This window comes from Mediterraneibacter sp. 210702-DFI.5.30, from assembly GCF_020560115.1.
GTDB lineage: Bacteria > Bacillota > Clostridia > Lachnospirales > Lachnospiraceae > Mediterraneibacter > Mediterraneibacter faecis.
In genome coordinates this window covers 24,290-38,718 of record NZ_JAJCME010000013.1, presented here as the reverse complement: position 1 = coordinate 38,718, position 14,429 = coordinate 24,290, and the positions used below count along the sequence as shown (strand labels likewise).

The 14,429-nt window shown below is 41.9% G+C and carries 12 protein-coding genes; 2 read left to right on the top strand and 10 right to left on the bottom strand.

The genetic code is table 11. The annotated features are described in order from the left end of the window. Window positions 1–4: 4 nt before the first annotated feature. On the top strand, window positions 5–583 hold the full coding sequence (locus tag LI126_RS12255; RefSeq protein ID WP_054753732.1) for a biotin transporter BioY: 579 nt from the start codon (window positions 5–7) through the stop codon (window positions 581–583). Between the two features lie 205 nt (window positions 584–788). Here LI126_RS12255 and LI126_RS12250 read toward each other — a convergent pair whose 3' ends face one another. The 7 genes from LI126_RS12250 to LI126_RS12220 form a co-directional block, all read right to left on the bottom strand. After that, a complete protein-coding gene (locus tag LI126_RS12250) occupies window positions 789–2,939 on the bottom strand; it encodes a Tex family protein (RefSeq protein WP_227159575.1) in 2,151 nt (716 codons plus the stop codon). A gap of 5 nt (window positions 2,940–2,944) precedes the next feature. Continuing rightward, complete coding sequence (locus LI126_RS12245) at window positions 2,945–4,687, bottom strand: extracellular solute-binding protein (RefSeq protein WP_227165484.1); 1,743 nt, start codon at window positions 4,685–4,687, stop codon at window positions 2,945–2,947. Next, window positions 4,684–6,393 (bottom strand): cache domain-containing sensor histidine kinase, encoded by a 1,710-nt coding sequence (locus LI126_RS12240; protein ID WP_081016903.1) that lies wholly within the window; start codon window positions 6,391–6,393, stop codon window positions 4,684–4,686. Before LI126_RS12240 ends, LI126_RS12245 begins: the two co-directional genes overlap by 4 nt. After that, the gene (locus LI126_RS12235) at window positions 6,356–7,912 is read right to left on the bottom strand and encodes a response regulator transcription factor (RefSeq protein ID WP_055166651.1); all 1,557 of its coding nucleotides are present in this window, start codon (window positions 7,910–7,912) and stop codon (window positions 6,356–6,358) included. The genes LI126_RS12240 and LI126_RS12235 overlap by 38 nt, the downstream gene beginning before the upstream one ends. 297 nt (window positions 7,913–8,209) lie before the next feature. After that, entirely contained in the window at window positions 8,210–9,046 is an 837-nt protein-coding gene (locus LI126_RS12230) for a carbohydrate ABC transporter permease (RefSeq protein ID WP_015529325.1), read from the bottom strand. After that, window positions 9,046–9,888 (bottom strand): carbohydrate ABC transporter permease, encoded by an 843-nt coding sequence (locus tag LI126_RS12225; RefSeq protein ID WP_020436207.1) that lies wholly within the window; start codon window positions 9,886–9,888, stop codon window positions 9,046–9,048. Before LI126_RS12225 ends, LI126_RS12230 begins: the two co-directional genes overlap by 1 nt. A 159-nt stretch (window positions 9,889–10,047) precedes the next feature. Next, window positions 10,048–11,385: an ABC transporter substrate-binding protein gene (locus tag LI126_RS12220; protein WP_227165483.1), complete on the bottom strand. Its 1,338-nt coding sequence runs from the start codon at window positions 11,383–11,385 to the stop codon at window positions 10,048–10,050. Window positions 11,386–11,609: 224 nt separating this feature from the next. Between LI126_RS12220 and LI126_RS12215 the strand changes: the two genes are divergently transcribed. Continuing rightward, a complete protein-coding gene (locus LI126_RS12215) occupies window positions 11,610–12,497 on the top strand; it encodes an RluA family pseudouridine synthase (RefSeq protein ID WP_227165482.1) in 888 nt (295 codons plus the stop codon). A 60-nt stretch (window positions 12,498–12,557) separates the two neighbouring features. On the opposite strand, the gene LI126_RS12210 is transcribed toward LI126_RS12215, so the two are convergent. From LI126_RS12210 to LI126_RS12200, 3 genes are read right to left on the bottom strand one after another with little or no spacing between them, the layout of a single operon-like run. Next, window positions 12,558–13,316, bottom strand: a complete 759-nt coding sequence (locus tag LI126_RS12210; protein WP_117499035.1) for an ABC transporter permease — start codon at window positions 13,314–13,316, stop codon at window positions 12,558–12,560. Between the two features lie 13 nt (window positions 13,317–13,329). Further along, window positions 13,330–14,016 carry an ABC transporter ATP-binding protein gene (locus LI126_RS12205; RefSeq protein WP_227165481.1) on the bottom strand — a complete coding sequence of 229 codons (687 nt, stop codon included), beginning with the start codon at window positions 14,014–14,016 and terminating at the stop codon, window positions 13,330–13,332. 2 nt (window positions 14,017–14,018) lie between these two features. Next, entirely contained in the window at window positions 14,019–14,375 is a 357-nt protein-coding gene (locus tag LI126_RS12200; protein ID WP_227165480.1) for a GntR family transcriptional regulator, read from the bottom strand. Window positions 14,376–14,429 lie beyond the last annotated feature (54 nt).

Genomic DNA, 14,429 nt, shown 5'->3' with positions numbered 1-14,429 from the left:
TGAAATGTCACAGAACGAAACTTCCGGCACAGTTGCCGTAGACAACCAGAAAATAAGAACAAAACAGATGGTACTCATCGCCCTGATGACTGCAGTAACCTGCGTCCTCGGACCACTTTCCATCCCGCTGCCATTCAGCCCTGTTCCGATTTCCCTTACAAACTTTGCAATCTTCCTTGCAATCTTCGTTCTCGGAATGAAATCCGGAACAATCAGCTTTATCATCTACCTCCTGCTCGGAGCAGTTGGTGTCCCGGTTTTCTCCTCTTTCCGTGGAGGTTTCCAGGTTCTCGCAGGACCAACCGGTGGATATCTGATCGGATTCATCTTCCTCGCACTGATCATGGGATTTGCACTCGATCACTTTGACCGTAAGCTCGTTCCTACGATCATCGGAATGATCATCGGAATGGCTGTATGTTATGCATTCGGAACTGTATGGCTTGCCAAACTGTTAAGCCTCTCCTTCAAAGAAGGACTTATGATGGGTGTTATTCCATACCTTCCGGGAGATGCAGCTAAAATCATCATCGCAGCAATCGTAGGACCAAAACTTTACGGAGCAACACAGAAAATTCGATAGTTATATTAAGAACTTGAAAGAGGACAGTCACTTTAATAATAATTGTTATTAAAATGACTATCCTCTTTTTATATTTTTTTCGAATCCGTCTCCTCGAAGCAAATACTTTCGGTTTGAATAATGTAAGTGAGGTAGCGGGCCGGTGTCCGATGCAATAAAGAAACTTCCTCACGCATCTTAATCAAACCAAAATACTTACTTAACCTTAAATCCCTCTCATCGTCAGCTGAATCCTCTTTTTCTTCAGATCCACACTCATCACCTTCACATCCACAATATCTCCAACACTGACTGCTTCCAGCGGATGTTTGATATATCTGTCTGTAATCTGGGAAATGTGTACAAGTCCGTCCTGATGAACTCCGATATCCACAAATACTCCAAAGTCGATCACATTTCTTACAGTCCCCTTCAGCACCATACCTTCCTTCAGATCTTTCATCTCAAGGACATCTGTGCGAAGGATTGGCTTTGGCATCTCATCACGCGGATCACGCGCCGGTTTCTCAAGCTCCTTGACAATATCACGAAGCGTAATCTCACCGATTCCAAGCTCTTCTGCAAGCTTCTTATAATCTCCGATTGTAAGACCAAGTCCTGTCAGCTGATGTGCTGTGATAGCATCTGCTTCGTACCCTTGCTTCTTCAACAGCTTTTCTGCTGCAGCATAAGATTCCGGATGAACACCTGTAGCATCAAGTGGATTCTTACCTTCGGAAATACGCATAAAACCTGCGCACTGCTCGAACGCTTTCGGTCCGAGTTTCGGTACTTTAAGCAATTCTTTTCTGTCTGTAAAACGACCGTTTTCTTCTCTGTAAGCCACAATATTTTTTGCGATTGCACTGCTGATTCCTGAGATGTAAGAAAGTAACGGTGCAGAAGCAGTATTTAAATCTACTCCAACTTTATTTACGCAATCCTCTACAACTCCGTTTAAAGACTCCCCAAGCTTCTTCTGGTTCATATCATGCTGATACTGGCCGACACCGATGGATTTCGGATCAATCTTTACAAGCTCTGCAAGCGGATCCTGCAGACGGCGTGCGATTGATGCCGCGCTTCTCTGTCCCACATCAAATTTCGGGAATTCTTCTGTTGCCAGCTTACTTGCAGAATAGACAGATGCTCCCGCCTCATTAACGATCACATACTGTACCTTCTCCGGAATCTCTTTCAGAAGCTCTACGATAAACTGTTCTGATTCACGGGAAGCAGTACCATTTCCAAGAGAGATCAGAGAAACGTGATACTTCGGAATAATCTTCTTAAGCAGATCTTTACTTGCCTGGATCTTCTTCTCTGTTGTCGGTGCAGTCGGATAAATAACGGTTGTTCCGATTACCTTTCCTGTCTCATCAACAACTGCCAGCTTGCATCCCGTACGGAAAGCCGGATCCCAGCCAAGCACAACCTTGCCTGCAATCGGCGGCTGCATCAGGAGCTGATGAAGGTTCTTTCCAAACACTTCGATTGCCCCGTCTTCTGCCTTCTCTGTCAGTTCGTTTCTGACCTCACGCTCAATAGCCGGTCCGATCAGACGGTTGTAACTGTCTGCAATTGTCTCTTTCAATACCGGTGTTGTATAAGGATTCTCTGTACGGATCACTTTTCTCTCAAGATATCTTAAAATATCTTCTTCCGGTGCTTCCACCTTCACTGTCAGGAATTTCTCTTTCTCACCACGGTTCAATGCAAGAATTCGATGTCCTGCAAGCTTCGCAACGGCTTCTTCAAACTCATAATACATCTCATAAACAGACTCTGCCTCCGGATCCTTCGCCTGAGAAGTAACCTTTCCTTTTCTCATTGTCGTCTCTCGGATCCAGGTTCTGTAAGCTGCCTCATCTGAAATGCTTTCTGCAATAATATCACACGCTCCGCTGATTGCATCCTTTGCACTTTCCACACCTTTTTCTTCGGAAATATACGCTTCCGCTGCCTTCTCAAGCGGCTCTTTTGTCTTCTGCAATGTGATCAGTGCAGCTAATGGCTCAAGTCCCTTTTCCTTCGCGATTGTCGCACGGGTACGTCGTTTCGGACGATACGGACGATACAGGTCTTCTACTGCCACAAGTGTTTCCGCTGCCAGAATCTGTTTCTTTAATTCTTCTGTCAGTTTTCCCTGCTCCTCGATACTTGAGATTACCTGTTCTTTCTTCTCTTCCAGATTTCTTAAATACACCAGACGCTCATATAGCTTTCTCAATTGTTCGTCATTCAGTTCTCCGGTTGCTTCTTTCCTATATCTTGAAATAAATGGAATCGTATTGCCTTCATCGATCAGCTGTACTGCCGCATCGATCTGCCAGCGTTTTACATCCAGTTCTTCTGTCAGTCTCTGATTAATATCCATTCTTTTTAGTCCTTTCCACTTTCATAGGCATTCTGTACCTGTTCGGTCAGCTCTTTTCCGCCGTTCGCATACCATTCTACCACAAAAGTATCAAAGTAATCCACTGGTTTCTCCCCACTGATAATCTGAAGAAACGCTTCATTCTCCAGTTCTTGTAATTCCTGCGGGATTTCGGCATTTACGTTTTCCAAAGGCAGTGTCTGTGCACTTCGTATTCCCGCTTTCTGCAGTTCCCCCACTGCCTCAATTCTTGATGCATAAGCTGCCCAGCCATTTGCCGTTGTCAACTGTCCATTCAAAAATGATTTACATGTATCATAATAAGATTTTTCTAGTCCACTCAATTCCGACACATCAAGCGTTTTATCCAACACTGCCTGAATATGTTCCGTTGTCCGATAAAGTGCATCCTCATAATCCACATTAATATTCAGCGGACGGGCCGTCGGATCTACATTAATGGAAAAATAGTCATTCACCTCTCTTGCTGAAGCATCATTTGCATATCTGGACTGATCAAAAATAGCACTCACATACTTTGCTACAATTTCCGGATGCTCATATCCTTTGCGTACCACCACATACATCCACTGATCATACGATTCAAAAACTGATATCTTCTGTGTCTCATTCACTTGTTCTTTGTCTAAAAGATACGGTTTCCACTCTGCATTTGAATCGACACTATATGCCGCACTAAGCGGATTATTCGGAGCCCACCAACGTCCGTAGATTGCTCCGCAATGTCCGGTTTTTAACAGATTATCTATGTTTTCCGTCTTTCTCAACAAGAATCTCTGGTCGAGTATCCCATCCTCATATAGATTACGAAGCTTTGAAAGTGCTTCTTTTGTTTCCTGCGTTACTGACCCATAAACTACATCTCCACTTTCATCCAGAATCCAGTGACATGGCATTGCACCTGCATGTATAAACGCTGAATCCACTCCATAAGTCTGGTCCGCCCCGGCAATCACATCTGTACTACAGGCAAGACCAATCGTCTGACCGTCTCCTGCTGCATCTTGTTCTACAAATGCACGCACTATCTCCAACGCTTCTTCTACCGTTTCCGGTTCCTTCAATCCCAACTTCTCAATCCAGTCTTTCCTCAACCAGAGAAGTGGAGCTCCGTCATCGATCACCGTATTCGGAAATGCATACAACTTTCCATCAACTGTTGCAGATTGTAAGAGAGAATCTCCATAACTGTCATACATTTCTTTGATTGTATCTGTCGTACACTCTTCATAAGTTTCTGTGAGGTCTTCAATCATACCTGCTTCAATCAGGCGGAGCAGGTTATCTCTTCCCTTCACGACAAGCACATCCGGAATATCTCGATCTTCAATCGCTACATTGACTGCCTCTTCATACGTATTGCCATCCTGCAATTCAAAGACATCTGCATTTTTAATATTAAGCACTTTCTTCAGATATCTCGTATACGCATTGTTTTCGTACGTATTTCCCACCGGGAGATTCGAATTATTTGCTCCTGCAATCTTGCCAAGTGTATACGTGACTGTCTCAGGATATTTTCCAAGCGGCGTATGCATTGCTTCATACATCTGTTTTCTTTTCCCTTCAGCTGCTTCGCCTGCACCAGACTCACTTTGAGATGCATCTGACTGTTCCATCTGTCTTTGACTTTCTTTTGATTCAAAACAAGTTCCGCACCAAAGTATCATCAACAAAATTAATACAAGCTGGGCTGAAAGAATTCGCTTTTTCCTATCGTTTTTCATAGCACCTTTGCCTCCGTCTTCTTCGGAATCCGGATAAAGACACGCGTTCCTTTTCCAGGAGTGCTTTCTATCTTCATCTCACCTTTCTCTCCGTAAAGAACATGGATTCTGTCACAGACATTTCGCACGCCATAACCGGACGACTGATAGGTCAGGATCTGATCTGCCTTTTCCTGCGTCATTCCTGCTCCGTTGTCCCTGATTTCAAAGAAAATATGCTCATTTTCTTCACGAATCGTCAGCCACAATGTTGGATCCTCATTATCTGACACATCGATTCCGTGATCGATTGCATTTTCTGCCAGCGGCTGCAGGATCAGCTTCGGTATCATATAATCATTAAGACCGTCTGAAATCTGTTCGACCACACGGAACTCGTTATCATGCATAACCAACTGGATCTTGAGGTATGCACGGATATTATCAATTTCTTTTGCCACTGTAGTCATTGTTTCACCACGATTCAGGCTTGTTCTATAATAAGTAGACAGTGCCAATGTCACATAACTGATTTCATCCTCCCCCGCTTCAATTGCTTTCCAGTTGATAATAGAAAGTGAATTGTAAAGGAAATGTGGATTGATCTGTGCCTGCAGCGCTCTCATCTCACTATTCTGAAGCTGGATCTTACTCTCATATACTTCTGAGATCAAATGGTTCATCTGATCCATCATGCGCTGGAATGACCGAATCAACACACCAACCTCATCCTTGGACTTACTCTGCACCGTAACCTTGCGAAGTCCCATATTGATCTGGTTCATATTCTCTGTCAATAATTCCAACTGTGACACCATACGGATGGAGAAAACATACCCTAAAAGACTCAAAAGGAGAACACTGATTAAAATTAACGGAATATTTTTAAGCAAAAGCTTATGGATTGCATTTTCACTTACCGCCTTCGGACGATAGATATAGAAATTCCATCCGGTATCTTTCATTGTTCTCTGTGAAATATAATACTTATCACTGATATCCTTAAGATTCTCAATATTCTTTGGACGATATTTTTTATCCATAGAACAATCCGCATAAACAACATTTCCATTATCGTCCATAATCATGCCACCTGTATTATCTGTAATCTGACTCATGAATGGACTAAGAACTTTTTCATAATCCAGACGCATCTCCAATACTGCTTTGATCGTATCATTATCGTAGAATTTTCGACTGGCAATGATTGATTTATTTCCCCCACGAGTAATGCTCCACTGCATCAGCGTTCCTTCATTCAGTCTGGAATACCACTGTTGATTCTCCGCTTCTGACATTGGAAGAAGTGTATCTCCATGTGGCACTTCTATATTGTCAGAATACAGCGTAATACTCCGAATCTCTTTGTGATAGATGGTCGGCATCTGAAGCAACGGATCTGCTACTTTCACATATTTCAAATATTTCTCATAATCTGATTCCATTTCCGTATCGAAAATATTCCTGAGACTTTGTGAATAGGATAAATAATCGACCAGATTTTCATAAATCTGTGACTGGTTCTCAATTGAGTTCACCGACTGCTCCAGTATTTTTTCCAGGTTATACTGTTCCTTTTCTCTCAGCTGATTCGTCATGCCATATTGCATAGAAAAAGCCAGGAATACAACCGGCACCAATCCTGCAATCAACATCAAAACTGACAGTTTCTTACGGAATTTCAGATTTTCAAATCGATGGAGCAGCTTCCGTATTTGTTTTTTCATCCGCCTCTGTTCCTTTCCTGCATGCTTCCGGTGTGTCTCCGAAAAATTCCCGGAAGCTTCTGCAGAAGTATGAGTTATTGGAAAATCCTACTTCTTTTGCAATTCCGGAGATCTTCATATTCGTTGTCTCAAGAAGTTCTTTCGCTTTTTCCATCCGCACTTCACGGATAAAGCGGTTCAGTGTCACTCCCGTTTCTTCTTTGAACACAGCACTCAAATATCCGGGAGAAAGAAATACCATTGCTGAAAGCGTCTCTGCTCCAAGATTCCTCTCCTGGTAGTGATGATAAATGTAACTTTTTACTTTCGTAATCTCTGAACGGAATCCGTCTTCCTGTTCCTGTATACAGTGTTCATATTCCTGAAGTGCTTCGTCTACTATAGTGATCACATCCTTCAGGTTTTTGCAACGATATAACCGATCCACTCTCTTCGAAAGCATTTTCTCATCCATTTCATCCATCTGATCAAGCAATTCTTTTAAAATTCCGGAAAATACAAACTTTACATACATATCTGAAAACTGCTTATTGGCACGGTATTTATCTTCCAATTTCTGAAAATCCTGACGGAGATGGGGCAGATCTTTATATTGAATATCATTCGTGATCTGTTCCATGATTTCAGAATCTTCTGCCGGGTCTGCTTTCTTCTCTTCCTGCTTTTCTCCGTGAAAAAATAAATGCTGATGTGGCTGGTAGAACTGCTCTTCCAGCATTCCTTCCAGGGCTTTAAACTCCTCTGCCAGATTCTTTCTATCCTCAATTTCTTTACTGACCGCAAAATAACATTCACTGTCAAACTGATGCGCAAAGAACCGATACATTTTCTCTACAACCACATGATAGTCTGTATACTTCTCCGGGAACAGAAAGATGGACTCATTTGAATTCAGATTCACATAATAAAATTCTCTCTGCACCTCTTCCTTCAGACTTGTCAGAAAATGTTCCTCCTCCGTCTCAAAAAAACCATTGGATGCACTGACAAGAACCATGCGCGAAAACTGTGAAACATCGTCTTCTGTTTCATCCGTTAATTTCTCAAGTTGAACAAAATCCTCTTCTTTTCCCGAATATAGATATCTCAGGAAGAAGTATTTCTTCAGATAATCTTCTTTTCTGTTCTGCTGCTTTTGCTTCTCTTCCTTAGATGAGATATTTTCCATCACTCGTTGAAAGGTCTTATGAAATTCGTTCGGATCGACCGGCTTTAGGACATAATCCACGACACCATATCGCAGAGCCTCTCTCGCGTAGGAAAAATCATTATATCCGCTGAAAATCACGATTTCCATCTCCGGATGATCTTCTCTTGCTGCTTTTGTCAGTTCCAGTCCGTTCATGTAAGGCATCTTTACATCCGAAAATAAAATATCTACATGATTCGAAGCCAGTATACCAAGTGCATCCTTTCCATTCGCCGCTTCTAAAATCTGGAAGTCTCCCTCTCTTTTCAGCAGAAAACGGATTCCCCTTCTCTCCAGTTTTTCATCATCTACGATCAGTATTGTAATCATTCCCCCGCGCCTCCCACACGCTCACTTTATATTTTCACTATTTCTTTTATAACGTCCGAAAACAGCAGGGAATGATCACTCACTCTCTGCTGTCTTTTTTAAGTTTTTATAATTCTATTTTAATTCATCTCTCAGCCATTGTCTATACTAGCCTTTGTTACTGTTCACACGATGTGCGACCAGCAACGCATCTCGCCATTTTAAATCGCCTTTGGCGATGGGGCGAGATGCATTCAAGTCAAAACACGCATCCTCCGTGTCAATCAGCGGAGTGATTGACACGGGAGTGAACAGTAACTAGCCTTTAACTGCTCCTGCTACAACACCTTCGATAATATATCTCTGGCAGAACAGGTAGAAGATGATGATCGGCACGATTGCAAGAACCAAAGTTCCCATCATTGCTCCCATATCTACGGAACCATATCCACCTTTCAGATACTGGACTGCCATCGGCACTGTCTTATATTTTCTCTGATCCAATACAAGTGATGGAAGCAGATAGTCGTTCCAGATCCACATTGCCTGAAGAATTGTAACAGTTACACAAGTCGGCTTTGCAATCGGAAGTACAACTTTGAAGAATGTCTGGATTGGTGTACATCCATCGATCATCGCAGCTTCTTCAATCTCCAGTGGAATGGATTTCATGAATCCGGTGAACATAAAGACGGAAAGTCCTGCACCAAATCCAAGATAGATTACAATCAGTCCCCATGGATTTCCCATATGAAGCATATTTGCAATCTTAGATAATGTAAACATTTCCATCTGGAATGGTACGATCATTGCAAACAGACAAAGCATATATAAGACTTTTGTGAACTTTGTCTTCACACGACAGATATACCATGCACACATGGAGCAGCATAAGATGATCACTGCTACAGATAAGATTGTGATAAACAAACTCCATCCAAATGCCTGAATCAATCCTGTCTGTTTAATACCACGGATATAGTTCTCTAATCCGACATACATCTTTCCGGTCGGTATCTCGAACGGGGCTTTACTGATATAGGCTTTTTTCTTAAAGGAGTTGATAAATACCAGTACGATCGGATACAGATACAGCAGACTGAGTACTGTAAAAATAACGGTTAATAATGTGCCATGTTTTACTTTTTTATTCATTACTGCTGCACCTCCTTTGATGTTGTCATTTTATTCTGAATTAATGCGATCACTCCTACAATAATGAAGAAGATAACTGCTTTTGCCTGTCCTACACCTTCCCAACCGGTTCTTCCATAGAATGTATTATAAATATTCAGGGCAAGCATTTCTGACATCTTGTCCGGTCCACCGTTTGTCAATGCAAGGTTCTGATCGAAAAGTTTGAATCCGTTTGTAAGTGTCAGGAAAGTACAGATTGTGATGGATGGCATAACCATCGGAATTGTAACATATCTTAAAAGCTGTACTTTATTTGCTCCGTCGATCTCCGCTGCCTCGATCAGCTCTCCAGGAATATTCTGAATACCTGAGATGTAGATGATCATCATGTATCCAATCTGCTGCCAGAGCATCAGGATAACTAATCCCCAGAAACCATATTTTGAAGAATATGTAAGTGTTTTCTGGAAATGTGCCAGAATACCGTTTAATAACAGCTGCCATACATATCCAAGTACGATACCACCGATCAGATTTGGCATAAAGAATACGGTACGGAAAATATTAGTTCCCTTAATCTTCTTTGTCAAAAGCATTGCTACCGCAAAAGCGAAAATGTTGATCAGTAATACTGTTACGATCGTAAATAATGCAGTAAACCAGAGAGAGTGAAGGAAATCCCCATCTCCCAGTATCTTTGCATAGTTGCCAAGTCCAATAAATCTGGCATCTGTTACCGTTGTAAACTTGCAGAACGAAAGGTATACACCTAACACGAATGGTGCAAGGAAACCTATCGTGAATGCAATCAGCGTCGGCAATACAAATACCGGAAAATATCTTTTTATAGCTTTTTGCATGTTCTTCTCCTCCTGTCTCTCTTTCTGTAAAAAGGTCTGTCTCTTTTTACACTTCTAATAACACACTTTCAGCCTGCCCCCGGTATTCTCGTTGGCAGGCTGCATACTATTTCTCTATTTCACAGCCTTTTTATCTGTCGGTCCTGTGAAAAGCCTTTTTTATTCATTTGCTGCTGCGTATTCTTCAGCCCATCCATCAACGAATGCTGTCTGTACACTATCCCATGTGCCTGTGCCCTGTGCATAGTTCAGAAGAGCACCACCAAGATTGTTCTTCCAGTTCTCAGATGGCATTGTTGTAAAGTTCCAGCTTACTGGTGTCTTTCCAGCCTCTGTGTACTCGGCATTTGCTTTTACAAGCGGGTTGTCCGGAAGGTAATCTGCGAATGTTGTAAACGGTGTTACGAATCCCATCTGATTTGCCAGCATGTCACGGCCTTCGTCACTCTCAACTACCCATTTCATGAAATCAAGTGTTGCCTGAATATCTTCTTCAGAAGCGTTTTTATTTACACACCAGTAGTTCTCTGATCCTGTACAAAGTCCCTGGTTCTCTTCTCCATCAACTCCGATGTAGATTGGAAGCATTCCCATATCTTCTTCTGCTACTTCGTTATCTTTGATATCATTGTAAGCCCATGTACCATTCTGATAGAATACTGCTTCACCAAGTGAGAATTCGCTTGCTGCGTCATCTCCTGTCTTAGAAGAGATCATAGATGGCTCACATGTAGAGTTGTTCAGATACAGATCCCAGATCTGTTTGTAGTTGTCAAGGTATGTTCCCTTGATAGCATCTGTATTATCAATTCCGTCTGCCTTGTACTCATAGTAGATTGGCAGGTTTGCAAGGTGTGTCTTGAATCTCCAGTCAGAAGAAGAATCCATTCCTGCTGAAGTGAAAGCTCCTTCTACTCCAAGATCATCTTTATGTGCCTGAATCTCTTCTGCAGCTGTCTTAAGTGCCTGGAAGTTATTCAGCTCATCGATGGATTTGATGCTTGCATCCGGCAGTTCGAAGTATTTGTTCAGAAGTGCTTTGTTGTAGATCAGACCATAAGTCTCAATAACATAAGCGATTCCGTCTACTGCATCACCATCTTTTAATACATAGTCATCAGACTCAACGTCTTTGTAAACGTCACTTTTTGAAAGGTCATAGCAATAATCCTTCCATGTAGCAAGTCCAACCGGTCCGTTTACCTGGAACAATGTTGGGGCCTCGTCTTTTGCCATCTCTGATTTCAGCTGTGACTCGTATGTTCCTGATGCAGCTGTCTGCACATCAACCTTAACGCCAGTTTCATCTGTGTACTCTTTAGCAAGTTCTACCCACTGATCAGCCTGCTCTGGTTTGAAGTTCAGATAATAAACTTTTCCGGATGACTTATCTCCTTTCGCTGTTTCATCTCCGCCTGATGTGCTTCCACATCCTGCAAGCATTCCGCCTGCCATTGAAGCTGCAAGTACAAGTGCAAGAATCTTTTTCTTCTTCATAATAGAATCCTCCTTTTATTACTACTTGTCTTTGTTTTTCTTGATAGTGTTATTATAATAAAAAGTGCCAAAATAAGATATAATAAAATTCCAAGAAACATAACACTATTTCAAGATTATTGTAATTTTTGAAAATTTTGTGTATGATACAAGAGTTCATAAAGAGTCAAATCGGAAAGGATGTGTCTGTTTTTATGCTATCAGACACGACAGGATAGAAAAAGATGGATCGTACGATCAACTATCAGATAACAGAAGAAGCGGACGGCCTGCGTATCGAGCAGTTCCTGCGTCACCAGGGCTACTCCTACCAGAACATCACTCAGTTAAAAAAGATGCCGGAAAGCATTTTAAAAAACGGAGTCTGGGAATATATGCGTTCACTACTTGCTACTGGAGATATTCTCACAGTACATATTCAGGAAAATGAAAGTTCACCGAATATTCCTCCTGTCGAACTGCCGCTTAGCATTATATATGAAGACGAAGATATCCTTGTTGTCAACAAACCTGCCGGAATGCCGATCCATCCATCACTGAATAATTATGAGAATTCTCTGGCAAATGGACTAATGTGGTATTATACAGAGCAGGGAAAGCCTTTTATCTTCCGCTGCACGAACCGCCTGGACCGTGACACTTCAGGACTGACTGTCATTGCCAAGCACCTGATCAGTTCCAGCATCCTATCTTCCATGGGCGCACGACACGAGATCAAGCGTGAATATCTCGCGATCGTCCGTGGCAGTGTAACACCTCCATCCGGCACGATTGATGCACCACTCGCCCGCACCGGCAGTTCCATGATTGAGCGAAAAGTAGACTTCAAGCATGGAGAGCGTGCAGTCACACATTATAAAGTTGTAGAAGAAAAAAACGGGCACAGCCTTGTCTCTCTTATCTTAGAGACCGGCCGTACCCATCAGATCCGTGTCCATATGCAATATTTAGGATTCCCACTTGTCGGTGATTATCTATATAATCTGGATATGGAATACATCCACCGCCAGGCATTACATTCCTGGAAGCTCTCCTTTATTCATCCGATCACAAAGGAGCCGATGGAATTCACAGCGGAATTACCGAAAGATATGAAGAAGATTCTTATTTAAAGAACACTATGCGCGAAAACACTCCCCACCACAAATCAGGGAGTGTTTTTCTATCTATTCTTATACACTAAGCTTCTTATCTGCCATCCATCCACTAAGTAAAAATACCGCTACACAGATTATAATGTAGTATACAAGATATCCGACGCCAAAGAATGAATTTCCTGCTACTTCTACATTCGGAAGTACATTGCTAATCAGATTATAAATCTTTTCTATTATAAATATAATCACAAAGAAAGCTACGATTGAGATTCCTCCTGCATATTTTGAATCCCTTAAAATAGTTCGAGAAACGATTACCGCAAGATAACCAACCATCACAACCTCTGTCCATCCGACAAAGATGCAGAGAAGATTCCAGACAATCTGTGCGATCAGCTGCCCTTCGCCTGACACTCGTATAAAACTATCTCTTATGATCGCAAATACATTTCCAAGTTCTCCGACATACTGGATCGTCCCTACAAAACAAAGCAGTCCGGCAATCGCATAAAGTACAAACACGAAAAACATCTGTGCGATCGCTACAACAAATTTTGCTCCAAGAATTTCCCATACGGATTTCGGAGTCATCCAGATCATATAGCTTTGCTTTGTTTTCAAATCTCTGTTCAGAATCAGAATACTCTCAATTCCCATATAGAACACTACAAAATACGATCCGACTAATAAAAGCGTTGCACTGATTCCCATCAATGCATCCTTTTCAACCAGCATACCTCCAAGAAATGTAAGCACACAGACAGCTAAAGCTACCATAACAATCATTCTCGAAGTCCGCTGTTTCTTCCATTCATATTTCATTAATTTTCCCATCGATACTCCCTCCTTACATCTTCTGCAGATAAAGCTCTGCAAGTGAATTTCCGGTCGTCATTCTCTCTGTCTCAACATTTACGACATCTACAAGATGTCCATCTTTTATAAAAATCGCATCCTCAATAAAGCTTTCCACTTCTTCGATCAGATGTGTGGAAATCACCATTGTACGGTTCTCGTCCGCCTCTTCCAGAATCAGGGCAATGATCTCTTCTCTTGCCTTATAATCCACTCCGTTCAAAGGCTCATCTAACAGAATCAGATCTGCTTTTCTCGCCAATGTTGCTGCCGCTTTCAGCTTGGCATTCATTCCGCTTGACATTGCAGATGCTTTCATCTCTTCATTCAAGCCCAGGCGTTCAATTGTTTTTCTAAACTGCTCTCTGTCAAAATCCTCAAAGAAATCTGCATAATATTCTTCTACATCTTTTACCTTCATATAGCTATAGAAAAATGGTTCCGTAGACATATATGCGATGGACGCTTTGTCATAATAACTAAGCTGATGTCCCTCAAATAAGATTTCGCCTTCTGTCGGCTTTGTCAGCCCTGCCGCCATCTTCATCAGAGTTGTCTTACCACTTCCATTTTCTCCAAGAAGACCATAAATCGTCCCTTTCTTCAAGTTCAATGTAAGTCCTTTAACCGCTTCTTTATTTCCAAATTTCTTCGTGATATTTCTGTACTCTAACATCATTTCTACTCCTCCTCATAATCGGCGATCTGTTCGATGATCTCACCTTTCTGAAATCCAAGATCATGCATCTCATGTACAAAATTCTTCAACAACTCTTCCGCCATCTCTTTCTTCACATTATCAAACATATGCTCCTCCTCCGACACAAATGTCCCGATTCCACGCTTCGTGTAACAATATCCTGCCATCTCCATCTCCCGGTAGATTCTCGCCGCTGTATTCTGATTCACTTTATACAAAACTGCAAGCTCCCTGTTCGATGGCATCTTCTCACCCGGTTTCAACTCGCCCTTTACCATCTTTTTCTTAAGCTCGTTGATCACCTGAAGATAGATTGGACTTCCTGAATTATATTCCATGTGATTCCTCCATTTATCTTTTTTGCATTTACTGTATCAGTGCTATAGTTAGAT

Excerpts from the sequence above, each read along its gene's own strand:
- LI126_RS12235 (WP_055166651.1), bottom strand. The coding sequence starts at position 7,912 with ATGATTACAATACTGATCGTAGATGATGAAAAACTGGAGAGAAGGGGA.
- LI126_RS12255 (WP_054753732.1), top strand. The coding sequence starts at position 5 with ATGTCACAGAACGAAACTTCCGGCACAGTTGCCGTAGACAACCAGAAA.
- LI126_RS12205 (WP_227165481.1), bottom strand. The coding sequence starts at position 14,016 with ATGATGTTAGAGTACAGAAATATCACGAAGAAATTTGGAAATAAAGAA.
- LI126_RS12220 (WP_227165483.1), bottom strand. The coding sequence starts at position 11,385 with ATGAAGAAGAAAAAGATTCTTGCACTTGTACTTGCAGCTTCAATGGCA.
- LI126_RS12210 (WP_117499035.1), bottom strand. The coding sequence starts at position 13,316 with ATGGGAAAATTAATGAAATATGAATGGAAGAAACAGCGGACTTCGAGA.
- LI126_RS12240 (WP_081016903.1), bottom strand. The coding sequence starts at position 6,393 with ATGAAAAAACAAATACGGAAGCTGCTCCATCGATTTGAAAATCTGAAA.
- LI126_RS12200 (WP_227165480.1), bottom strand. The coding sequence starts at position 14,375 with ATGGAATATAATTCAGGAAGTCCAATCTATCTTCAGGTGATCAACGAG.
- LI126_RS12225 (WP_020436207.1), bottom strand. The coding sequence starts at position 9,888 with ATGCAAAAAGCTATAAAAAGATATTTTCCGGTATTTGTATTGCCGACG.
- LI126_RS12230 (WP_015529325.1), bottom strand. The coding sequence starts at position 9,046 with ATGAATAAAAAAGTAAAACATGGCACATTATTAACCGTTATTTTTACA.
- LI126_RS12250 (WP_227159575.1), bottom strand. The coding sequence starts at position 2,939 with ATGGATATTAATCAGAGACTGACAGAAGAACTGGATGTAAAACGCTGG.
- LI126_RS12215 (WP_227165482.1), top strand. The coding sequence starts at position 11,610 with ATGGATCGTACGATCAACTATCAGATAACAGAAGAAGCGGACGGCCTG.
- LI126_RS12245 (WP_227165484.1), bottom strand. The coding sequence starts at position 4,687 with ATGAAAAACGATAGGAAAAAGCGAATTCTTTCAGCCCAGCTTGTATTA.